This window comes from Streptomyces sp. NPDC001889, assembly GCF_053594535.1.
Genome location: NZ_JBSFER010000034.1, coordinates 38,108 through 57,455, shown reverse-complemented (window position 1 = coordinate 57,455; position 19,348 = coordinate 38,108). Strand labels below are relative to the sequence as shown.

Annotated in this window: 21 protein-coding genes; 7 read left to right on the top strand and 14 right to left on the bottom strand. The window is 72.0% G+C overall.

Annotated features, from left to right (window positions below; genetic code table 11):
* Nucleotides 1-8: 8 nt before the first annotated feature.
* The 3 genes from pip to ACWCRA_RS32065 all read right to left on the bottom strand — a co-directional run bounded on the left by pip (nucleotide 9) and on the right by ACWCRA_RS32065 (nucleotide 1,653).
* Entirely contained in the window at nucleotides 9-971 is a 963-nt protein-coding gene (gene pip, locus ACWCRA_RS32075) for a prolyl aminopeptidase (RefSeq protein ID WP_351553878.1), read from the bottom strand.
* Nucleotides 972-1,225: 254 nt separating this feature from the next.
* Entirely contained in the window at nucleotides 1,226-1,453 is a 228-nt protein-coding gene (locus tag ACWCRA_RS32070; RefSeq protein WP_351553925.1) for a hypothetical protein, read from the bottom strand.
* Complete coding sequence (locus ACWCRA_RS32065; RefSeq protein WP_351553875.1) at nucleotides 1,450-1,653, bottom strand: hypothetical protein; 204 nt, start codon at nucleotides 1,651-1,653, stop codon at nucleotides 1,450-1,452. The genes ACWCRA_RS32070 and ACWCRA_RS32065 overlap by 4 nt, the downstream gene beginning before the upstream one ends.
* A gap of 157 nt (nucleotides 1,654-1,810) precedes the next feature.
* On the opposite strand from ACWCRA_RS32065, the gene ACWCRA_RS32060 reads away from it, so the two are divergent.
* Nucleotides 1,811-2,644: a helix-turn-helix domain-containing protein gene (locus ACWCRA_RS32060; RefSeq protein ID WP_451069226.1), complete on the top strand. Its 834-nt coding sequence runs from the start codon at nucleotides 1,811-1,813 to the stop codon at nucleotides 2,642-2,644.
* Nucleotides 2,626-2,898: a DUF397 domain-containing protein gene (locus ACWCRA_RS32055; RefSeq protein WP_451069225.1), complete on the top strand. Its 273-nt coding sequence runs from the start codon at nucleotides 2,626-2,628 to the stop codon at nucleotides 2,896-2,898. The genes ACWCRA_RS32060 and ACWCRA_RS32055 overlap by 19 nt, the downstream gene beginning before the upstream one ends.
* 49 nt (nucleotides 2,899-2,947) lie before the next feature.
* Here the strand turns inward: ACWCRA_RS32055 and ACWCRA_RS32050 are convergent, their stop codons facing one another.
* Nucleotides 2,948-3,898, bottom strand: coding sequence for a LysR family transcriptional regulator (locus tag ACWCRA_RS32050; RefSeq protein WP_451069224.1), 951 nt, complete (start codon nucleotides 3,896-3,898; stop codon nucleotides 2,948-2,950).
* Between ACWCRA_RS32050 and ACWCRA_RS32045 the strand changes: the two genes are divergently transcribed.
* The 3 genes from ACWCRA_RS32045 to ACWCRA_RS32035 all read left to right on the top strand — a co-directional run bounded on the left by ACWCRA_RS32045 (nucleotide 3,882) and on the right by ACWCRA_RS32035 (nucleotide 7,066).
* Entirely contained in the window at nucleotides 3,882-5,222 is a 1,341-nt protein-coding gene (locus tag ACWCRA_RS32045; RefSeq protein WP_451069223.1) for an MFS transporter, read from the top strand. The genes ACWCRA_RS32050 and ACWCRA_RS32045 overlap by 17 nt on opposite strands.
* A 16-nt stretch (nucleotides 5,223-5,238) precedes the next feature.
* Nucleotides 5,239-5,460: a hypothetical protein gene (locus ACWCRA_RS32040; RefSeq protein WP_351553860.1), complete on the top strand. Its 222-nt coding sequence runs from the start codon at nucleotides 5,239-5,241 to the stop codon at nucleotides 5,458-5,460.
* 157 nt (nucleotides 5,461-5,617) lie between these two features.
* Nucleotides 5,618-7,066: a S28 family serine protease gene (locus tag ACWCRA_RS32035; RefSeq protein WP_351553857.1), complete on the top strand. Its 1,449-nt coding sequence runs from the start codon at nucleotides 5,618-5,620 to the stop codon at nucleotides 7,064-7,066.
* An 89-nt stretch (nucleotides 7,067-7,155) separates the two neighbouring features.
* On the opposite strand, the gene ACWCRA_RS32030 is transcribed toward ACWCRA_RS32035, so the two are convergent.
* Nucleotides 7,156-7,833, bottom strand: coding sequence for a TerB family tellurite resistance protein (locus tag ACWCRA_RS32030; protein WP_451069222.1), 678 nt, complete (start codon nucleotides 7,831-7,833; stop codon nucleotides 7,156-7,158).
* Nucleotides 7,834-8,131: 298 nt separating this feature from the next.
* The gene (leuA, locus tag ACWCRA_RS32025) at nucleotides 8,132-9,892 is read right to left on the bottom strand and encodes a 2-isopropylmalate synthase (RefSeq protein WP_351553851.1); all 1,761 of its coding nucleotides are present in this window, start codon (nucleotides 9,890-9,892) and stop codon (nucleotides 8,132-8,134) included.
* Between the two features lie 293 nt (nucleotides 9,893-10,185).
* On the opposite strand from leuA, the gene ACWCRA_RS32020 reads away from it, so the two are divergent.
* Together ACWCRA_RS32020 and ACWCRA_RS32015 are read left to right on the top strand one after the other, a co-directional pair.
* Nucleotides 10,186-11,274, top strand: a complete 1,089-nt coding sequence (locus tag ACWCRA_RS32020) for a M4 family metallopeptidase (RefSeq protein ID WP_451069221.1) — start codon at nucleotides 10,186-10,188, stop codon at nucleotides 11,272-11,274.
* 147 nt (nucleotides 11,275-11,421) lie between these two features.
* Entirely contained in the window at nucleotides 11,422-11,688 is a 267-nt protein-coding gene (locus ACWCRA_RS32015) for a protealysin inhibitor emfourin (protein ID WP_451069220.1), read from the top strand.
* Between the two features lie 66 nt (nucleotides 11,689-11,754).
* Here the strand turns inward: ACWCRA_RS32015 and era are convergent, their stop codons facing one another.
* The 8 genes from era to ybeY all read right to left on the bottom strand — a co-directional run bounded on the left by era (nucleotide 11,755) and on the right by ybeY (nucleotide 19,345).
* Complete coding sequence (gene era / locus ACWCRA_RS32010; RefSeq protein WP_351553843.1) at nucleotides 11,755-12,708, bottom strand: GTPase Era; 954 nt, start codon at nucleotides 12,706-12,708, stop codon at nucleotides 11,755-11,757.
* A 29-nt stretch (nucleotides 12,709-12,737) separates the two neighbouring features.
* A complete protein-coding gene (locus ACWCRA_RS32005; protein ID WP_451069219.1) occupies nucleotides 12,738-13,748 on the bottom strand; it encodes a WxL protein peptidoglycan domain-containing protein in 1,011 nt (336 codons plus the stop codon).
* A 73-nt stretch (nucleotides 13,749-13,821) separates the two neighbouring features.
* Entirely contained in the window at nucleotides 13,822-15,234 is a 1,413-nt protein-coding gene (locus ACWCRA_RS32000) for a beta-xylosidase (RefSeq protein ID WP_451069218.1), read from the bottom strand.
* Nucleotides 15,235-15,416: 182 nt separating this feature from the next.
* Nucleotides 15,417-15,893, bottom strand: a complete 477-nt coding sequence (locus ACWCRA_RS31995; RefSeq protein WP_351553836.1) for a hypothetical protein — start codon at nucleotides 15,891-15,893, stop codon at nucleotides 15,417-15,419.
* A 452-nt stretch (nucleotides 15,894-16,345) separates the two neighbouring features.
* On the bottom strand, nucleotides 16,346-16,708 hold the full coding sequence (locus ACWCRA_RS31990; RefSeq protein ID WP_451069217.1) for a cytidine deaminase: 363 nt from the start codon (nucleotides 16,706-16,708) through the stop codon (nucleotides 16,346-16,348).
* A gap of 491 nt (nucleotides 16,709-17,199) precedes the next feature.
* A complete protein-coding gene (locus ACWCRA_RS31985) occupies nucleotides 17,200-17,556 on the bottom strand; it encodes an MmcQ/YjbR family DNA-binding protein (RefSeq protein WP_351553830.1) in 357 nt (118 codons plus the stop codon).
* Complete coding sequence (locus tag ACWCRA_RS31980) at nucleotides 17,553-18,851, bottom strand: hemolysin family protein (RefSeq protein ID WP_351553827.1); 1,299 nt, start codon at nucleotides 18,849-18,851, stop codon at nucleotides 17,553-17,555. The genes ACWCRA_RS31985 and ACWCRA_RS31980 overlap by 4 nt, the downstream gene beginning before the upstream one ends.
* Nucleotides 18,848-19,345, bottom strand: coding sequence for an rRNA maturation RNase YbeY (gene ybeY, locus ACWCRA_RS31975; protein WP_351553824.1), 498 nt, complete (start codon nucleotides 19,343-19,345; stop codon nucleotides 18,848-18,850). The genes ACWCRA_RS31980 and ybeY overlap by 4 nt, the downstream gene beginning before the upstream one ends.
* Between the last annotated feature and the right edge of the window lie 3 nt (nucleotides 19,346-19,348).

Below are 19,348 nucleotides of genomic sequence, written 5' to 3'. Positions count from 1 at the left end.
TCACGGACTCAGCCGGCGCCGGCGAACCGGTCGAGCGCCCGGAGGATGTGGTCGAGCGTGGCCTCCGAACCGAGGTGTCCGGCGTCCTCGACGACGATCAGCTCGGCGTCCGGCCAGGCCCGGGCCAGCTCCCAGGCGGTGCCGGGCGGGCCCGCCATGTCGAGCCGCCCGTGGATCAGCACCCCGGGGATGCCGGCGAGCCGCCCGGCGTCGCGGATCAGCGCGCCCTCCTCCAGCCAGGCGCCATGGGAGAAGTAGTGGGCGCAGATCCGGACGAAGGCGAGCCTGGCGGCGTCGGCGCGATCGCCGTACGGGGCGGAGGCGCCCCGGTGCTCGATGAGGAGGACCGCGTCCTCCCAGTCGCACCAGTCGGCGGTGGCCTTCGCCCGGACGGCGGGGTCGGGGTGCTCGGTCAGCCGGGCGTACGCGGCCACGATGTCCCCGTCGCGCGCCGTCCCGGGCGCCCCGGCGAGGAAGCGTTCCCACGCCTCGGGGAAGAAGCGCGCCGCGCCCCGGTAGAGCCACTCGGTCTCGGAGCGCCGGGTGGTGGTGACGGCCGGGATGACGATCTCCGAGACCCGCCCGGGGTGCGTCTCGGCGTAGGCCAGGATCAGGGTCGACCCCCAGGACCCCCCGTAGAGCAGCCACCGCTCGATCCCGAGCCGCTCGCGCAGCCGCTCCATGTCCGCGATCAGATGGGGTGTGGTGTTGTGCCGCATATCGGTGGCGGGGTCGCTCGCGTGCGGAGTGCTGCGCCCGCACCCGCGCTGGTCGAAGAGGACGATCCGGTACTTCGCCGGATCGAACAGCCTCCGCATACCGGCCCGGCACCCGGACCCGGGCCCGCCGTGCACGACGAGCGCGGGCTTGCCCTCGGGGTTGCCGCAGACCTCCCAGTAGACGTGGTTGCCGTCGCCGACATCGAGCATGCCCTGGAGATGGGGCTCGATGTGGGGGTGCGTCTCGGTCATGAGGCGTACCGGGGAGGGGTGTTGGGGGTGGCGGTGGTGCCGGCGGGTGTCATGGGCCCATCATGGCCGACCGGACGCACCCGGGCAGGCGGATTTCCGGAGAGGGAATCACCCTCTCCGGACCGTGGACTCCCCCAGGGAACGCCGGAATGGCCCGGCGCTTCCCGGGGAATACCCGTCCACCTTTCGGCGCGGATCACTTGCTCACACGACGAGTACGTCAATATGAAGAACTCGGTGGATTGATCGGGGGGTCAGAGCACCTCGCCCCGGCTGCGGGCATTCGCATAAGCGTTCACCGCGCTGATCCTTTCGGTGGGAGTGGCGATCCGTACGGCCTCCGGCTCGCAATCCCATTCCAGCCCGCCGCCAAGCGGCCTGAGCTGCACATAAGGCCCTTCCGTGTCCATGACCACCCCCACCCGGCCGGTATGGGTGTCGACGGCGTACGCGCCGATGGCCACGGCGGACACCGCGTTCACCGGTCGGCTCCGCTTTCGTCCCTCCGCAGGGCGGACGTGAGCCTGCGCACCACATCGATGGAGGCCCGCCCCAGCTCAACCAGGGGGCAGGGAGCCTCCCGGGCATAGGACGAGGCTTCGACGCACAGGGACGGGAGAGTGATTCCGCTTCGTTCCAGGGCGCCGCGCAATTCCGCCACGGCGTCTTCCGCGTCGGTCATGCATTCCCGTGCGTGGCGCATTTCCCTGCCTGACATGGCACACCTTCTTCCGGCCGGGCCGATTTCACACTTCGTATTGCGACAGTGACAGCGGGGCCGCTACCTTCGCCAGAGGCCGGCGCTCTACAACGCGTCGGCTGCGGAAGGGAGTTACGCCATGGCCAAAGGTCAACAACAGGCCGCGTGGGAGTTCTTCGGTACGGAGCTGAAACGGCGCCGGGAGGACGCGGGCCTGACGCAGGCGGAGGTGGGGATGGCGGTGTTTGTATCCGGGGGATACATCGGCCAGTTCGAACAGGCGATCAGGAAGCCGCAGCTGGATGTGGCGATGCGGCTCGATGATTTACTACAAACCGGAGGTCTTTTCGAGCGGCTGTGGAGGAAGTTGATCGACAGCTCGCCGCATGCGAGTTACTTCACGGCAGCGGCGGAGCTGGAGGCGCTGGCAACCCACATCTCCGAGTGGGAGCCGGGCTTGGTGCCGGGCCTGATGCAGACCGCCGAGCACATCCGCGCGATGATCCTCGCGGACCACCCCTTCGCACCGGAGGAGGAGATCGAGTCCAAGGTAGCCCTGCGCATGGAACGGGCGGAACTGCTCCAAGGCCCGTCCAACCCCGAGTACTGGGCGATCCTGCATGAGGGCACACTCCGCCTCCCGGTCGGCGGGCCCGACGCCATGGCACGGCAGCTCGACCACCTCGCGGACCTCATGGGCAGCCGCAGGGCGGTGATACAGGTCATCCCGTTCAGCGCCGGGGCCTACCCGATGATGGCCATGAATCTCCGGCTCATGGAGTTCGAGGACACACCGCCAACGGTCTATACAGAGGCGGTGTATTCGGGGAATCTGCTGGACGATCCGGCTGTGGTGAAGCGCGCACAGCGGGCATACGATCTGCTCAGGGCCGCCGCTCTGTCCCCTGAGGCGTCCCTCGCCCTGATCGAGTCGGTAGCAGAGGACCACAGACGATGCGCGAGTACGACCTGAGCACTGCTCGTTGGCGTAAGAGCAGCTTCAGCGACGCAAACAACGGCAACTGCGTCGAGGTGGGATACGACTTCCCCGGCGCGGAAGCCTGGCGCAAGAGCACCTACAGCGACACCAACAACGGCAACTGCGTCGAGGTGCTCGACGACATCCCCGGAGTCGTCCCCGTCCGCGACAGCAAAACCCCGTCCGGCCCTGTCCTCGTCATCCCCGCCCCCGCCTGGCAGAGCTTCATCACCCACGTGCGGGCCTGACCACCACCACCCACACGGGCCCGACTCCGTCGAGTCGGGCCCGTCCCTTTCACGTACCGTCGATCCGCTCCTGGACCTCCGGCGACAGGCTCTTCTCGGAGCCGGCGGAGGTGAACTCCTCGCGGAGGAGGCGGGCCAGGGTGATCAGTTGGGGGGTGGTGCGGTCCGTGCGCCAGATCAGGGCCAGTTGGGAGGACTCCTCCAGCCCCTCCACCGGGACGTACCGCACATCGCCCCGGACCGCGCGGTCCGCCAGCGGGCGGCAGACCAGCATCGAGTGGGCACCGGAGGCGACCAGGGCCAGGCCCTCCTGGACCGTGGTGATGCCGGCGGTGGAGCGGATGGGGGTGCCCTCGGGGGTGGTGCGGGGGACGCGGGCGGTCATCCAGTAGTCGGGGGCGTCGCCGACCGGGTGGACGAGGTCCAGGGCGGCCAGGGTCTCGACGGGGACGCGGGCGGCCGCTGCCAGGGGGTGGGAGGCGGCGACGGCCAGCAGGCGGTCCTGGGGCGGGAAGCGGTAGCCGGTGGTGAGGGCGGGCTCGTCGACGGGGAGTTCGACCACGGCCGCGTCGATACGGCCGTCCAGCACCCCCGAGAAGGGCGAGCCGAGCGGGATCTCGCTCAGCGCCATCGTGACCTCGTGGTCCGCGCGGAGCCGCCGGAACGCCTCGGTGATCTCCTCGTAGACGCTGCCGTGGAAGCCGATGCTCAGCCGGCTCAGGGTGCCGCTGCCCGCGCGCTCCCGGGCCCGGCCGATCACCGTGGACAGGGACTCGTACGCCGGGCGCACCTCGTCGACGAACTGCGCGCCGAAGCGGCTGAGCGCCACCCGCCGGCTGGTGCGGTCCACGAGACGCACCCCCACATGGCGCTCCAGGGCGGTGATGAGCTGGCTCACCCGGCTCTGGGAGAGGCCGAGGCGCTCGGCCGTCCGGCCGAAGTGCAGCTCGTCGGAGAGGACGAGCAGACACTCGATCTGCTGGATGTGCACCTGGTTCATCGCGGCCTTCCCGGCGCTGCGGATCGATTACCTCAGCTCATCGAACCGTGAGCGGATCGCCGTTGTTCCCGCCCCGGCCCGCTGGTTGTTTGGGGGCATGGTTTCGCACACGACCCCACCGAAGACCGGCACCGATCCGGCCCGCACCACACCGTGGCAGTGGGTGACGGTCGTGGTGCTGGCGCTCAGCACCTTTGTGATCGTCACCTCCGAGATGCTGCCGGTGGGGGTGCTGACCCCGATGGCCGACGGCCTGGGCACATCGACCGGCGCCGCCGGGTCCAGCCTGACCATCACCGGTCTGGCGACCGCCGTCACCGCCCCGGCGGTGCCGCGGCTGCTGGGGGCGTTCGACCGGCGGGCGGTGCTCGCCGTGGCGATGGTGGTGGTGGCCGCGGGCAACGCGCTGACGGTCCTGGCGGACGGCTTCGCCCTGCTGGTGGTCGCGCGGATCGTGCTGGGGGCCGGGATGGGGGCGGTGTGGGGGCTGGCGTCCGCTGTCGCGGGGCGGCTCGTGGCGCCGCGCGGGGCGGCGCTGGCGGTCTCGGCCGTTGTGAGCGGGGTGGCGGCGGCCTCGGTCGTCGGGGTGCCGCTGGGCACCCTGGTCAGCAACGCCTTCGGGTGGCGCGCCGGGTTCACCGCCCTCTCCGCCGCCGCGCTGCTCCTCGCCGCCGCGCTGGCGCTGGCGCTCCCCCCGCTCCCCCGGCCGGCCGCCCCGGCGGACGGCCCGGACGCCGGGGCCGCCCGGGAGCCGCTGTCGCGGATCGCGCCGGTGACCACCGGCCTGGTGCTGATCCTCCTCCTGGTGACGGCGCACTTCGCCGCGTACACCTATGTGCGGCCGATGCTGGAGGAGCGCACCGGGCTGGCCCCGGGGCCGATCGCCCTGGTCCTGCTGGTCTACGGCGTCTTCGGACTGATCGGCAACTTCGCCACCGGGGCCCTGGCGGCCCGCCGCGCCCGGTCCACGGTGCTGGGCCTGGCGGCGGGCATCACGGCGGCCGTCGCCCTGCTCGCGCTCTTCAGCCCGCTGACCGTGCCCACCGTCGTCTCCATGGCCCTGTGGGGTCTGGCGTACGGCGGGATGTCGGTGGGCGGCCAGCTCTGGATGTCCCAGTCGGCGCCGCACCGGATCGAGCAGGTGACCGGGGTGTACGTGGGGGTCTTCACCGGCTCCATCGCCCTGGGGGCGTTCCTCGGCGGGGCCGTCGTGGAGACGGGCGGGATCACCGTGCTGCTCTGGGGCGCCGCCGGGCTCGCGGCCGTGGCCCTCGCCGCGGGACTGGCCGGCCAGGGGCCCCGGCCCCGGCACTCGTCCCCGTAGCGGGACCGCCGGAGGCGTGCACCGGACCCAGGAGTCGTCCGTCTCGATGCTGATGCGGCGCCGTGACGCCCGGGTGGATGTCACCTGCGACCCGGAGGAACCGACCCGGGTGCGCGGCGGACGGGCCGTGGGACACCTGGCGGCGGGGGTCGTCCTCGGGCTCCTGGGGCTGGGCGGGGTACTGCCGTCGGTGGCCGTGTTCGTGAGCGTCACGGTCGGGGCGCTGCTGCCCGGCTGAGGGGCCCGGCCCCCGCCGGAGGGCGATGCCCGCTGCCCGCCAACACCCGCCTCACACCCCGCAGTTGCGTTGCCCTTGTCACACCCTCCCCGCTCAACCTCTGCGCGCGTCACACCGTCCCCCCGTGCGTAGACGGACTGGACGAGGAGGACAGCGCATGCGCAGAACGCTCACGGGGATGGTGTCCCTGGCCGTGCTGATGGGCACGGTGACGGCGGCCGGGGCCACCGCCGCCGAGATACCGGAGCGGGCGGCGGGGCAGGAGAGCCGGGCGGCGGATCTCAGGGACCGGCTGCTGGCGATCCCGGGGATGACCGTCATCAGCGAGGAACAGGTGGGGAAGCACCGGTACTTCGAGCTGGGCTACGAGCAGCCCGTCGACCACCGGAACCCCTCCAAGGGCACCTTCCAGCAGCGCCTCACCCTGCTGCACAAGGACGTGAACCGGCCCACCGTCTTCCACACCTCGGGCTACTTCCTGTGGGGCAGCCCGGAGCGGTCCGAGCCGGCGCGGATCATCGACGGCAACGAAGTGAACATGGAGCACCGCTTCTTCCCGCCGTCGCGGCCCTCGCCCGCCGACTGGTCGAAGCTGACGATCAAGCAGGCGGCGGACGACCAGCACCGGCTGTTCACCGCGCTCAAGTCGGTCTACACCAAGAAGTGGATCTCCACGGGCGCCTCCAAGGGCGGGATGACCGCGACCTACTACGAGCGCTTCCACCCGAACGACATGGACGGCGTGGTCGCCTATGTGGCGCCCAACGACGTCCACAACAAGCAGGACACGGCGTACGACCGCTTCTTCCGGAAGGTCGGCACCGAGAAGTGCCGCGGCCTTCTCGCGGGGATGCAGCGGGAGGGGCTGATCCGGCGGGCCGCGCTGGAGAAGCGGTACGAGAGGGAGGCGGCCGAGGCCGGGGAGACCTTCACCGCGTTCGGCGGCGGCGCCAAGCAGGCGTACGAGAGCGGGATCGTGGGCATGGACTGGGGGTTCTGGCAGTACGCCGGGATCGACCTGTGCGACTACATCCCCGCCAAGCCCGCGAAGCTGTCATCCGACCAGCTCTACGACGCGCTGAACGAGCTGGGCGGCATCGGCGGGGGCGACTCCTCCCTTCAGGACTTCGTGCCGTACTACTACCAGGCCGGGACCGAGCTGGGGTCGCCCTCGCTGAAGACCCCGCCGCATCTGCGGGGGCTGGTGCGCTACCCCGAGATGGGGCCGCGCGACTTCGTGCCCAAGAGCATTCCGATGACCTTCAAGCCGAAGGCGATGGCCGATGTGGACCGCTTCGTGCGGGACAGCGCGCGGCGGATGCTCTTCGTCAACGGCGAGTACGACCCGTGGGCGGCGGAGCCGTTCCGGCTGGGCCGGGGCGCGAAGGACAGCTATGTCATGACCGCGCCCAAGGCCAGTCATATGGCCGATATCAGCATGCTGGGGGCCAAGGACAGGGCGCTCGCCACCGCGAAGATCCAGGAGTGGGCCGGGGTGGCCACGGCGGCCGTGCGGAAGGAGCCGTCGCGGGCCGAACCCCTGGCGGCGTACAGCGCTCAGCTCGACCGGAAGGACACCCGGAAGGAGCGGTCACTGCGGCCGTGACCGGCTGAGAGGGGTGGGGGCGGGCACGGGCCGCGCCCCCACCCCGGGCCCGGAGAGCACCTGAAGAGCCCCGGGAGGTCTCGCGCGGATCAGGGCGAGGGGGTACGGGCCGCCGAGAGCAGCCGGTCGGTCTCGGCGGGCCGGAGCCGCAGGGCCGCCCCCACCGTCGCCAGGACCTCGCGCTCGGCGGGGCTGTAGGGCGCGTCCGCGAGGGCGATCCGGGCCCCCTGGAGCAGGATCGACTCCCGGCCCGCCGACGCCAGATGCGGCGCCAGCGGCTCCAGCGCCTCGTGCAGCTCGATCGCGAGGGCGGCGCCGTAGGGGCCGACATCGGCGACGAAGCGGCCGGTGTCGGCCGCGAGCGCCTCGATCAGCCCGGTGAGCTGGTCCTCGGTGCAGTCGTGCAGGCCGGCCGCGCGGACGGTGGCGACCGCCGTCTCCCGCACCTGGCGCGAGGAGGTGCCGCCGGAGGCGAGCACCGCGAGGGTGACCGTGTGCACGGCGTCCCGGAGCATCGCCGAGAAACGGGCGGTGGTGGGGTGGTCCAGCGCGTCCATGCCGAAGTGGCCGTGGCACGCGGCGCACTCGACCACCGGTCCGGCGTCCCCGCGCGGCAGCAGCGGAACACCGAGCAGGGTGAAACGGCGGCGGCCCGTGCGGCGGCGGTAGTTCCGGTCGCCTCCGCAGTCGGGGCAGAAGAACTCCCCGTCCCCTACCGTGTTCCACGAGGTATGAATGCCACAGACCAGCAGCTTTCGGCCAAACAATCCCCGGTCTGCGCGCACCGCGCACCTCCGTAACGCTCCGGCAACTTTCCCGCGTTGACGTGATGTTAGCCACACCGCAACCGTGCCGTCAGCACCCGGGCGGCAGTACGCCGACACATGGCCGATTCCCCGCCCTGCGATCCGCACACGAAACCCCGCGAACCGCCCGGCTCGCGGGGCCGTGTCCACCAGGAAAGTCCGGGGAGGGACCCGCTCCCGCGCGATGTCCGGGGACAGCCGTGCCCCCGGCACATCCATCGGGGAATGTGCCCGGGGCACGGCGCAAACAGAACCCGGTTCAGCGACTGGCGCGGTTGACGGCGGAGACAACCGCCTTGAGCGACGCGCGGGTGGTGTTGGCGTCGATGCCGATGCCCCACAGGACCTTGCCGTCGATGGCGCACTCGATGTAGGAGGCGGCCTGGGCCGACGCGCCCTCACTCATGGTGTGCTCGGTGTAGTCCAGCAGCCGGGCGTCCACACCCACCGCGTTCAGCGCGGCGAAGAACGCGGAGATCGGTCCGTTGCCCGACCCGGACAGCACGGTCTCCGCCCCGTCCACCACCGCCTCGACGGTCAGGGTGTCGATGCCGTCGGTGTCGGTGGTCGACTGGCCCGAGCGGAGCTGGACCCGGCCCCACGGGTTGTCCGGGTTGGGCAGGTACTCGTCCTGGAAGACCGACCAGATCGCCGCCGGGGTGACCTCGCCGCCCTCGGTGTCGGTCTTGTGCTGGATGATCCGCGAGAACTCGATCTGCATCCGGCGCGGCAGGTCCAGCTTGTGGTCGTTCTTCAGGACGTAGGCGATTCCGCCCTTGCCGGACTGGGAGTTGACCCGGATGACCGCCTCGTAGGAGCGGCCCACGTCCTTGGGGTCGATCGGCAGGTAGGGGACGTTCCATTCGAGGTCGTCGACGGACTTCCCGGCCGCCGCCGCCTCGCTCTCCATCGCGTCGAAGCCCTTCTTGATGGCGTCCTGGTGGGAGCCGGAGAAGGCCGTGTAGACCAGATCGCCCGCGTAGGGATGGCGCGGGTGGACCTCCATCTGGTTGCAGTACTCACTGGTGCGGCGGATCTCGTCGATCTGCGAGAAGTCGATCTGCGGGTCCACGCCCTGGGAGAACAGGTTCATGCCCAGCGTCACCAGGTCGACATTGCCCGTGCGCTCGCCCTGCCCGAACAGGCACCCCTCGATCCGGTCCGCGCCCGCCATCAGCGCCAGCTCGGCCGCCGCCACCGCCGTGCCCCGGTCGTTGTGCGGGTGGACGGAGAGGCAGACGTACTCCCGGCGGGAGAGGTTCCGGCTCATCCACTCGAACCGGTCCGCGTGCGTGGAGGGCGTCGAGCGCTCCACGGTCGCCGGCAGATTCAGGATGATCTCCCGGCCCGCCTCCGGCTGCCATACGTCCATCACGCCCTCGCAGACCTCCAGGGCGAAGTCCAGCTCGGTGTCGGTGAAGATCTCGGGGCTGTACTGGTAGCCGAAGACCGTCTCCGGGCCGAGGATCTTCTCCGCGTACTCCACCACCAGCCGGGTGCCGTCCACGGCGATCTGCCGCACCTGCTCGCGCGACCCCCGGAAGACGACCCGGCGGAAGGTGGGCGCGGTGGCGTTGTACAGGTGCACGGTGGCGCGGTGGGCGCCGCGCAGCGACTCCACCGTCCGCTCGATCAGCTCCTCGCGCGCCTGGGTCAGCACCGAGATCGTCACGTCCTCGGGGATCGCGCCGTCCTCGATGATCGAGCGGACGAACGCGAAGTCCGTCTCGCCGGAGGAGGGGAAGCCGACCTCGATCTCCTTGTAGCCCATCCGGACCAGCAGATCGAACATCTCCCGCTTGCGGGCGGGGGACATCGGGTCGATCAGGGCCTGGTTGCCGTCCCGCAGATCCGTGGACAGCCAGCGCGGGGCGGCCGTGATCCGGTTCTCCGGCCAGGTGCGGTCCGGGATGTCGACGGCCTCGTACCCGCCGTACTTGTGCACCGGCATGCCGGACGGCTTCTGGGTGTGCGTCGCGTTGGTGATCGGCGTCGGGCGGCCGACGGAATTCTCGGACATCTGCGCAGGGCTCCTCGGGGGTCCAGAAGTGTGGACGGCCGACGATTTCGAAGCAGCACCAGATCCCGCGGGGAGGGAGTCGGCCTACGACTACAGGCCCTCGCCGCGGCAGCTAAGGAGAAGCAGCCCGAAACGCATGATGCGCGGAAGCGTAACCGAGAAATCGGGGATGCACCGCTCCGTATCAGTATGCGGGATGTCCGTGTTCCGGCTGTGCGGGATACTTCACTCCATTTCACTAATCATCGTCGCAACTAGTGACAGTGGAGTAACTCAGTGCCACATTGCCGGACATGGCAGACACGCACGCAGTTTCCCACCCACGCCACCCCGTCTTCTGCACGATCATCCCGCCGCACCTCCTGGACACCCTGGCCCGGAGCGCGGACGAGCTGCTCGCGGCGGTCGCGCAGCGCACTCTGGAGCTGGACGCCGCCAACCGCACCCGGCGCCGGATCACCACGGTCCGGGGGCTGACCGGCTCCGTGGTCTCCGCGCTCACCGGGGCCGCCCCCGAGGAGCCGGACCGCACCATCCACGACTGTGAGCACCGCACCCGGCTGCCCGGGAAGAAGGTCCGCGCCGAGGGCTCCCCGCCCGGACAGGACGCCACCGTCAACCGTGTGTACGCGGGCCTGGGCGCCACCTTCGAGCTGTTGCAGAAGAGCTACGGCCGCAGCTCGCTGGACGGCGAGGGGCTGCCGCTGATCGCGAGCGTCCACTACGACCAGAACTACTCCAACGCCTTCTGGGACGGCGAGCAGATGGTGTTCGGCGACGGGGACGGGGAGATCTTCCTCGACTTCTCCCTCCCGGTCGACGTCATCGCGCACGAGCTGGCCCACGGCCTCACCCAGTACACGGCGAAGCTGGAGTACTTCAGCCAGTCGGGCGCGCTCAACGAGTCCGTGTCCGATGTCATTGGCTCGCTGGTCAAGCAGTCGACGCTGGGCCAGACCGCCGACGAGGCCGACTGGCTGATCGGCGCCGGGCTGCTGGCCCCGCGCGTCCAGGGGGTGGCGCTGCGGAGCATGAAGGCGCCCGGGACGGCGTACGACGACGATGTGCTCGGCAAGGACCCGCAGCCCGCGACGATGGACGACTATGTCCGCACCGGGCAGGACAACGGCGGCGTCCACATCAACTCCGGCATCCCCAACCACGCCTTCTATCTGCTGGCGACCGAGCTGGGCGGGAAGTCGTGGGAGCGCGCCGGGCAGATCTGGTTCGACACCCTGACCGGGGGCGAGCTGTCGCCGGACGCCCGGTTCGCCGAGTTCGCGCGGCTCACCGTGGAGGCGGCACGGGCCCGCTACGGCGAGGGCGAGGAGCACCAGGCGGTGCTGAAGGCGTGGTCGACGGTGAAGGTGCCGACCGACTGAGAGCCCCGGCTGAGAGCCCTGACCGACCGCCCCCGGGTGACCGCCCCGAGGCGCCGGTGACCGGCACCCGGGGCGACCGGCGCCGGGGCGTCGGTCCGGCCGTGGCCGTGCTACCGCGCCGGACCGATCCGTACTAGAACGGAACGCATGCGCATCCAGGTACGACGTACGGGCGGCTTCGCCGGGATCGAGCGGTTCGCCGAGGTGGACACCGCGGACCGCGACGACCCCGGAAGCTGGGTCGCCCTCGCCGGGCAGGCCCTGACCGAGGGCCGTGACACGCCCCCGGTGGGCGTGCCCGACGGATTCAGCTACCAGATCACGGTCGACGGGCGGACGGTCTACTGCTCCGACCCCCGGCTGACACCGGAGCAGCGCGAGCTGATCTCCCGGGTGCTGAAGGAGGGGTCATGACCGATCCCGGCTGGTGAGACCGGCGCCGGCGGCGGGGCCCGGCGCCCGGCCCGGTATCCGTACCGCTCAGAAGCCGAGCCTGCGGAGCTGCTTCGGGTCCCGCTGCCAGTCCTTCGCGACCTTGACGTGCAGATCCAGATAGACCGGGGTGCCGAGCAGCGCCTCGATGTGCTTGCGGGACTTGGTCCCGACCTCCTTCAGGCGCTTGCCCTGGGGGCCGATGATGATGCCCTTCTGGCTGGGGCGCTCGATGTACACATACGCGTGGATGTCCAGCAGCGGCCTGTCCGCCGGGCGGTCCTCGCGCGGGATCATCTCCTCGACGACGACCGCGATCGAGTGCGGCAGCTCGTCCCGGACGCCCTCCAGGGCGGCCTCGCGGATCAGCTCGGCGACCATGACCTGCTCCGGCTCGTCCGTGAGGTCGCCCTCCGGGTAGAGCGCGGGGCCCTCGGGGAGCAGCGGCACCAGCAGATCGGCCACGAGCCGCACCTGCTTGTCGCCGACGACCGAGACCGGGATGATCTGGGCCCACTCGATGCCCAGCTCCCGGCCGAGCTGGTCGATGGCGATGAGCTGCTCGGCGAGGGTCTTGGAGTCCACCAGGTCGGTCTTGGTGACGATCGCGACCTTGGGGGTCTTGCGGACCTCGGCCAGCTCCTTGGCGATATAGCGGTCGCCGGGGCCGAGCTTCTGGTCGGCGGGCAGGCAGAAGCCGATGACATCGACCTCGGCCCAGGTGGCGCGGACCACGTCGTTGAGCCGCTCGCCGAGGAGGGTGCGCGGCTTGTGGAGCCCGGGGGTGTCGACCAGGATCAGCTGCGCCTCGGGGCGGTGGACGATGCCGCGCACGGTGTGCCGGGTCGTCTGCGGCCTGCTGGAGGTGATCGCCACCTTCTGCCCGACCAGAGCGTTCGTGAGCGTGGACTTGCCCGCGTTGGGACGGCCGACGAAGCAGGCGAAGCCCGCCCGGTGGGACGCGGGCTCGGAGGAGGGGGTACGAACACTCATGCCGCCCATTGTCGCTGATGCCGGACGCCCCCGTGGCCTCAGGCCCGGCCGGGTGCGCCGCCGGGCCCGGCGGGAGCCCGGGTGCCGGTCCCGGCGAAGGCCCGGCCCCGGTGCCGTATCCGCAGCCGGACCCCCGTACCGGCCGCGGCGGCGAGCAGGGCGGCGGCGAGCAGCCAGGGCAGGGCGAGGAAGGAGACCCCGGCGGACTCCCGCACCTCCCGCGCGGTCGCCGTCAGCTCGATCCGGCCCCAGTCGAGCTGGGGCGAGTCCGGCCACCGCTCGGTGAGCCGGATGCGCTGGCGGGGCAGCAGCTCGGAGGGGACCTTCGTGAGGTTCCGGCGGAGCAGCTCGCGGCCGAAGAGCCCCTCGGCCCTGAGGGCGACCCTGGGGTTGAGGGTGACATTGCCCCGGTTGTGCAGGGTGTACGAGATGAGGGCGCCGGCCTCGCGGGTGCCGGGGATCAGGGGCCGGTCCTGGGTGAGGGAGACGGACTCGACGGAGAGCGCGGGCACGGTCGGCCCGTTCACCCGGAGGTGGACCCGGGCGCCGACCGCCTGCCGGACGCCGACGGCGACCCCGCCGTCCGCGCCCCGGGTCCGGGCCACCCGCTCGTCGAGGGCGACCAGCGCGCCGGGGTGGTCGCCCGGTTCGGCGGACTCGGGGACGGTGAGGGTGTACGGGACGGTGACCGAGGAGCGGGCGGGCACGGTGACCGTGTCGCGGTGGGGTCTGGCCCAGGCGCCGACGCCGCGCTGCCGCTCGCCCGGGGAGCGCACGGCGAAGCCGCCGTCGCGCGTGGTGTTGTAGGCGTCGGCCGCGTAGAGCCGGAAGGTCAGCGGCGCGGTGGTGCTGTTGCCGACGGTGACCCTGTCGGTGATGGTCTGGCCCGGGTCGGCCACGAGGTGGAAGTACGGGCGGCTGCCCGGCTCCGCCGCCTGCGGGAAGACCGACCACTGCCCGTTGTCGGCGGCGCGGGCCGGGCCCGCGCCGAGGAGCGGTGCCAGGAGGAGGGCGGGGAGCAGGGCGTACAGCGCGGGCTTGGAGGGCATGGGTGCGGACCCCGGTCGTTCGGCGGGGCGGACCGGGCGGGACCCGGTCCGCCGGGCGGTCGGATGAGGGCGGTCAGGTGAGGGTGAGCGTGAGCACGCCGGAGTACTCGCCGGGGGCGGTGAACGCCGGGACCTTCAGCGACATCCGGGCGTCGACGGTGAACTCGCCGCCGGTGCGGGTGTCGTTCGGCGCGGACGCGAGGGTCGCGCCCTCGCTGCCCACGGCGCCCTCGGAGCCGGCCGCGCAGGTGCTGGGGCTGCCCTCCTTGGTGGTGCAGGCGGGGACCCACCGGAGCTTTCCGGCGTCGATGGTGCCGGGGCCGGTGAAGTCGGTGACCTTGCCGGTCAGCGACCAGCCGGCGGCGCCGCCCCGGTAGTCCTTGACGGTGACCGTCCGGAGATCGCCGTCGGCCCCGCCGCCGGTGCCGTAGTCGACGGAGGAGAGGGCGACGCTCTCCCCGGCCTGGGACATGGAGAGGGTTCCGGCGGTGACGGACGCGGTGAGCTTCTGGCTGTTCCCGGGGACCGGGGTGTCGTCGGTGACGGTGTACGCCACCGGGCCCGCGCCCTTCGATGAGGACCAGGAGGCGCCCTCGTACGCCACGATCCCGGTGGTCGCCCGGTCGTTCACCTTCAGCCGGCCGGTGAAGCCCCCATCGGCGCCGGAGGTGAAGGTCAGCTTGTCGGCGGTCTGGGCGGCGCCGGCGCGGCCGGCCAGGGTGATGCCGGTGAGCGCGGTGAACCCGGTACCGGTGACGGTGACCCGGTCGCCGGGCCTGCCGGAGGAGGTGGCGAGGGTGATCGCCCGCTCGTTGGCCCCGGGCCCTCCGGTCGCGGTGACCGTCTCGGAGACGGGGGCGGGCGGGTTGCTCACGGTGCAGGGGGTGTCCAGCTCCATGATGTAGCTGGTGTGGATGTTGTAGTCGCCGGGCGAGAGGGTGATCGCGCCGGCGGCGGTGACCTTGAAGGTGCCGGTCATCGAGAACGACGGGAACTCGCCCTTGCCGGGGACGGGCGGGTTCTTCTTCGGCCCGGTGACGGAGAGCTTTCCGCTCTGGGCGCCGCCGATGGCCACTTCCCCGGTGGGGGTCATGATGTCGGCGGGCAGGGCCAGGTCGACGGGGTTGCCGGCGGCGGGCTTGGTCACCTGGTAGGTGACGGTGACGGTGTCGCCGACCTTCGGGGCAGACGTGTCGACGCTGATCCGGGCGGTGGTGGTGCCGTTGACCGGCGGGATGCCGGCGATCGGCGGCGGGACGCAGCGGGTGGCGAAGTCGACGGCCTTCGACGCGGTGGTCCGGTCGGTGGACTGGGCGGTGGACTGGGCGGTGGTCCGGTCGGTGGCCTGGGCGTTCGCGGGTGCGGTGAGGGCCGCCGTACCGGCGATGAGCGCGACCGCGCCGAGGGCCGCGGTCCAGCGCCGGGGCCCGCGCCGGCGGCGGGGAGATGGCCTTCGTACGGCTGGATTCCTGCTTGCCGATGCCATGAGGGTGCCCCCTTCGGAGGTGTGCTGGGGGCCATTGACGGGGGGTGGCGCGGAGAAGTCAATGGAGCCGAAATCCCCTGACTGATGACCCATCGGACAGTGGCAGGATCGGGGCGGCGGTCCGGCGCGGAGAGCGCCACCGCCCGGGGCGGTGGCGCCGGTCGCGCGTGGGGCGGTCGGGGTCAGAAGACGAACGGGCCCGGGGTCTGGGAGGTCAGGGCGTCACAGTTGACCGGGACGCCGAAGATGGTCATCGACAGGGCCGTACCGGCGAAGTACGAGTCGAGGACGTTGCCGGAGGCGACGGTGCCGTTGAGCGGACCGATCGTCACCGCGGAGTTGGCGGGGAGCGCCGGGTTCCGCTTGCCGGTGAACTTGACGGTCCCGCCGCCCCGTTTGGCGAGGGTGAGGGTGGCGTTGATCTGGTTGGCGCCGACGGCGATCGGGGTGGTGACCGCCGAGTTGATGGTGATGGTGGCCGAGGTGCCGCTCTGGGTCGCGGACAGGGTCGCCGTGCCGCCGCCCCAGGAGCCGCAGTCGTAGTTGGCCTGGGCCGAACCCGGGGTGACGGCCGCGGCGGCCGGGGCGAGGGCCAGGGAGGCGGCGGCGAGCGCTCCCGCCGCCAGGGCCGTGCCGATCAGTGCTCTGCTGCCTCGCATGGGGGATTCCCCTTCCCGTTTCGGGGATCGTGGTGGAGACCCGCGCCGGGCCCGGGACCCGGGCACCGCCGCAGCCGGTCCGGGTCAGGGGCACCCGGGCGGACGGGCGGGCAGGGCGGGGCACGGCGGAGGCCGGTGACGAAGGCGCGCGTGGACCGTCGGGAGAACTCCGCGGGCGGGGTGCGCACGCCACACGGACGGAGGAACGCGGACGGCTCGGCACGGGACCGCGACTCGGGTCCGGGTCCGGGCCGCCCGGTGGAGCTGACGGTCCGTCGGTTGAGCTGAACTGCTGTTCATTGAGGCGCACGCGAGCGGCGATGGCAAGACACAGGGGCGTGATTCTTCGGCGGGGCCGTGGATCGGTACGGCCCCGCCCCGGCGGGAGGGGGGCGGCGCGCGGGGCGGGAGGAGGGCGGCGCGCGGCGGACGAGGTGCGGCGCCCCCGGGGATCAGCCGGCCGTGACCGCCGACTTCAGGACGCCGTCGGGGCCCGCGAGCAGCACCGGGGTGGCGGGGCCGCCCAGGTCCCGTACGGCAGCGCGGTCGGCGTCGGACGCGGAGTCGGCGTCCGAGACGACGGCGGCGGCCTCCAGGGACCGCGCGCCGCTGGCCACGGCCATGGCCACGGCGGTCTGGAGGGCGCTGAGCGCCAGGGACTCCAGGGCGACGGTGCCGGCCACATAGGTGCGTCCGGTCTCGTCCCGTACGGCCGCGCCCTCGGGGACACCGTTGCGGGCCCGGGCGCTGCGCGCCAGCGTGATGATCTTGCGGTCCTCGGGACCGAGGTCGCCGGGGTCGGTGCTCTGCGTCATGCCCCGAGCATAGGACGCCCCCGCGCGGCCGTCGGCGAGGACCCCGGTCCCCCGCCGACGGGGGCCCTGGGAGGGGCGGGACCTGCGGGCGGGCCGGGCTCACGGGCGGGAGGGCCCGAGGCCGACAGGCTCAGGGCAGGCAGGGTCCGAGGCGGCAGCGCTCAGGGGCGTGCGGGGCCTGCGGGCCGGGCGGGCGCGCCGGGCGGGCGCGCCGGGCGGGCGCGCCGGGCGGGCGCGCCGGGCGGGCGCGCCGGGCGGGCGCGCCGGGTTTGTCCGGGTCGCCCGTCACCCGGGCGAACTCAGCCCTGCCGGCGAGCTGAGGCACAGAATCCAGCCTCGCTGGGGGCACCTCCCGGAGGTAGCTCTGGGGGAGATTGAGGCTCGGGGGGGCGGCGGGGGGCGCGGGGGGGCGCGGGGGCCGGCCCCCGACCGTGGCCCGCACCGTGCGGGCAGAGCCTGCCGGGGCGGCCGGGTTCAGGTGTCGGCCCGGCTCACGGGCGGTCCAGGCGGAGGCGGGCCGCCTTCGGGAGGCCCGCCACCACCAGGTCGTAGGAGTCCTCGATCAGCTCCCGGACCATCGCGTCCGGGAGCAGCCCGACGGTCACCGTGTTCCAGTGGCGCTTGTTCATGTGCCAGCCGGGGGCGATGGCGGCCGGATGGTCCGCGCGGAGCCGGACCGCGATCTCCGGCTCGCACTTCAGATTGACCGTCAGGGGATCGGCGTCGAGGGCGCAGAGCGCGAACATCTTCCCGGCGACCTTGAAGACCGAGGTCTCCGGACCGAAGGGAAACTCCTCCGCCGCGTCGTTGAACTCCAGGCAGAACGCCCTCAGCCGCCGCGCCCTCATGCCGCGTGCTCCCCCTCCGGACGGGAATCGACGGGCTCCGCGAGCACCGTGACGATCTTGTTCCGGCGGCCGGCCGGGGACTCGGCGGTCAGCCGCAGCGCCCGTCCGTCCGGAAGGTCGACCACGGCGCTCGCCCCGGAGATGGGCACCCTGCCCAGGGCCTTGGCGAGCAGCCCGCCGACGGTCTCCACGTCCTCGTCGTCCAGCTCGTCCAGGCCGTACAGCTCGCCCAGATCGCCGATGTCGAGCCGCGCGGTCACCCGGTAGCGGCCCCCGCCCAGCTCCTCGACGGGGGGCAGCTCACGGTCGTACTCATCGGTGATCTCGCCGACGATCTCCTCCAGGATGTCCTCGATGGTGACGATCCCGGCCGTGCCGCCGTACTCGTCGATGACCACGGCGACATGGTTCCGCTTCTGCTGCATCTCACGGAGCAGATCCCCGGCGTTCTTGGTGTCGGGGACGAAGACGGCGGGGCGCATCGCCGTGGAGATCAGATCGTTCTCGGCGTCACGGTTGACATGGGTCTTCCGCGCCAGGTCCTTCAGATAGACGATGCCGACGACATCGTCCTCGTTCTCCCCGGTGACGGGGATGCGGGAGAAACCCGAGCGCAGGGCGAGGGTGAGCGCCTGACGGACGGTCTTGTACCGCTCGATGGAGATCAGGTCGGTGCGCGGCACCATCAGCTCGCGGACGAGGGTGTCGCCCAGCTCGAAGACCGAGTGCACCATCCGGCGCTCGTCGTCCTCGATCAGGGACTCCTGCTCGGCCAGGTCCACCAGCGCCCGCAGCTCCGCCTCACTGGCGAAGGGGCCCTTGCGGAACCCCTTCCCCGGGGTGAGCGCGTTGCCGATCAGGATCAGCAGCTGGGGAATGGGGCCCATGATCCGGGCCAGCGGCAGCAGCACATAGGCCGCCGCGGTGGCGGTGTTCAGCGGATGCTGACGGCCGATCGTGCGCGGGGAGACCCCGACGGCGACATAGGAGACCAGGACCATGACGCCGATGGCGACGGCCAGCGCCTCCCAGGTCTCGGGGAACTCCTGGAGGCAGGCGTAGGTGACCAGCACCCCCGCCGCCATCTCGCAGGCCACCCGCACCAGCAGGGCGACATTGAGATAGCGGGTGGGGTCGGCGGCGACCTGCTCCAGCCGGGCCGCGCCGCGCCTGCCCGCCCGTACCGCCTCGGCGGCGCGGAAGCTGGAGACCCGCGCGATGCCCGCCTCGGCGCACGCCGCCAGCCAGGCGACCACGACCAGCAGGACCGCGCCGAGAACCAGGGGGGCGCTCATGAGAGGGTCGGCGCCGGCGAGGGACCGGTGAGGCCCGTCTCCGCCCGCCAGCCGTCGATGATCGCCGCCTGGAGGCCGAACATCTCGGCCTTCTCGTCCGGCTCCTCGTGGTCGTACCCCAGCAGATGGAGCACGCCGTGGACGGTGAGGAGCTGGAGCTCCTCGTCCATGGAGTGCTGGGTCGGGGCCTGCTCGCCCTGCTGCCGGGCCACCTCGGGACAGAGCACGATGTCGCCGAGGAGCCCCTGCGGGGGCTCCTCGTCGTCCTTGACCGGGGGACGCAGTTCGTCCATCGGGAAGGACATGACATCGGTGGGGCCCGGCAGATCCATCCACTGGATGTGGAGCTGCTCCATGGCTTCGGCGTCCACGACGATCACCGACAGCTCGGAGAGCGGATGGATGCGCATCCGGGCGAGGGCGTAGCGGGCGACATCGAGGATCGCCCGCTCGTCGACCTCGGTTCCGGACTCGTTGTTGACGTCGATCGACATGGT

Excerpts from the sequence above, each read along its gene's own strand:
- ACWCRA_RS32020 (WP_451069221.1), top strand. The coding sequence starts at position 10,186 with ATGGCAGACACGCACGCAGTTTCCCACCCACGCCACCCCGTCTTCTGC.
- ACWCRA_RS32000 (WP_451069218.1), bottom strand. The coding sequence starts at position 15,234 with ATGGCATCGGCAAGCAGGAATCCAGCCGTACGAAGGCCATCTCCCCGC.
- pip (WP_351553878.1), bottom strand. The coding sequence starts at position 971 with ATGACCGAGACGCACCCCCACATCGAGCCCCATCTCCAGGGCATGCTC.
- ACWCRA_RS32035 (WP_351553857.1), top strand. The coding sequence starts at position 5,618 with ATGCGCAGAACGCTCACGGGGATGGTGTCCCTGGCCGTGCTGATGGGC.
- ACWCRA_RS32065 (WP_351553875.1), bottom strand. The coding sequence starts at position 1,653 with ATGACCGACGCGGAAGACGCCGTGGCGGAATTGCGCGGCGCCCTGGAA.
- ACWCRA_RS32050 (WP_451069224.1), bottom strand. The coding sequence starts at position 3,898 with ATGAACCAGGTGCACATCCAGCAGATCGAGTGTCTGCTCGTCCTCTCC.
- ACWCRA_RS31990 (WP_451069217.1), bottom strand. The coding sequence starts at position 16,708 with ATGACGCAGAGCACCGACCCCGGCGACCTCGGTCCCGAGGACCGCAAG.
- ybeY (WP_351553824.1), bottom strand. The coding sequence starts at position 19,345 with ATGTCGATCGACGTCAACAACGAGTCCGGAACCGAGGTCGACGAGCGG.
- ACWCRA_RS32015 (WP_451069220.1), top strand. The coding sequence starts at position 11,422 with ATGCGCATCCAGGTACGACGTACGGGCGGCTTCGCCGGGATCGAGCGG.
- ACWCRA_RS31980 (WP_351553827.1), bottom strand. The coding sequence starts at position 18,851 with ATGAGCGCCCCCCTGGTTCTCGGCGCGGTCCTGCTGGTCGTGGTCGCC.
- ACWCRA_RS32055 (WP_451069225.1), top strand. The coding sequence starts at position 2,626 with ATGCGCGAGTACGACCTGAGCACTGCTCGTTGGCGTAAGAGCAGCTTC.
- ACWCRA_RS32060 (WP_451069226.1), top strand. The coding sequence starts at position 1,811 with ATGGCCAAAGGTCAACAACAGGCCGCGTGGGAGTTCTTCGGTACGGAG.
- ACWCRA_RS32005 (WP_451069219.1), bottom strand. The coding sequence starts at position 13,748 with ATGCCCTCCAAGCCCGCGCTGTACGCCCTGCTCCCCGCCCTCCTCCTG.
- era (WP_351553843.1), bottom strand. The coding sequence starts at position 12,708 with ATGGGCGGCATGAGTGTTCGTACCCCCTCCTCCGAGCCCGCGTCCCAC.
- leuA (WP_351553851.1), bottom strand. The coding sequence starts at position 9,892 with ATGTCCGAGAATTCCGTCGGCCGCCCGACGCCGATCACCAACGCGACG.
- ACWCRA_RS31995 (WP_351553836.1), bottom strand. The coding sequence starts at position 15,893 with ATGCGAGGCAGCAGAGCACTGATCGGCACGGCCCTGGCGGCGGGAGCG.
- ACWCRA_RS32045 (WP_451069223.1), top strand. The coding sequence starts at position 3,882 with ATGTGCACCTGGTTCATCGCGGCCTTCCCGGCGCTGCGGATCGATTAC.
- ACWCRA_RS31985 (WP_351553830.1), bottom strand. The coding sequence starts at position 17,556 with ATGAGGGCGCGGCGGCTGAGGGCGTTCTGCCTGGAGTTCAACGACGCG.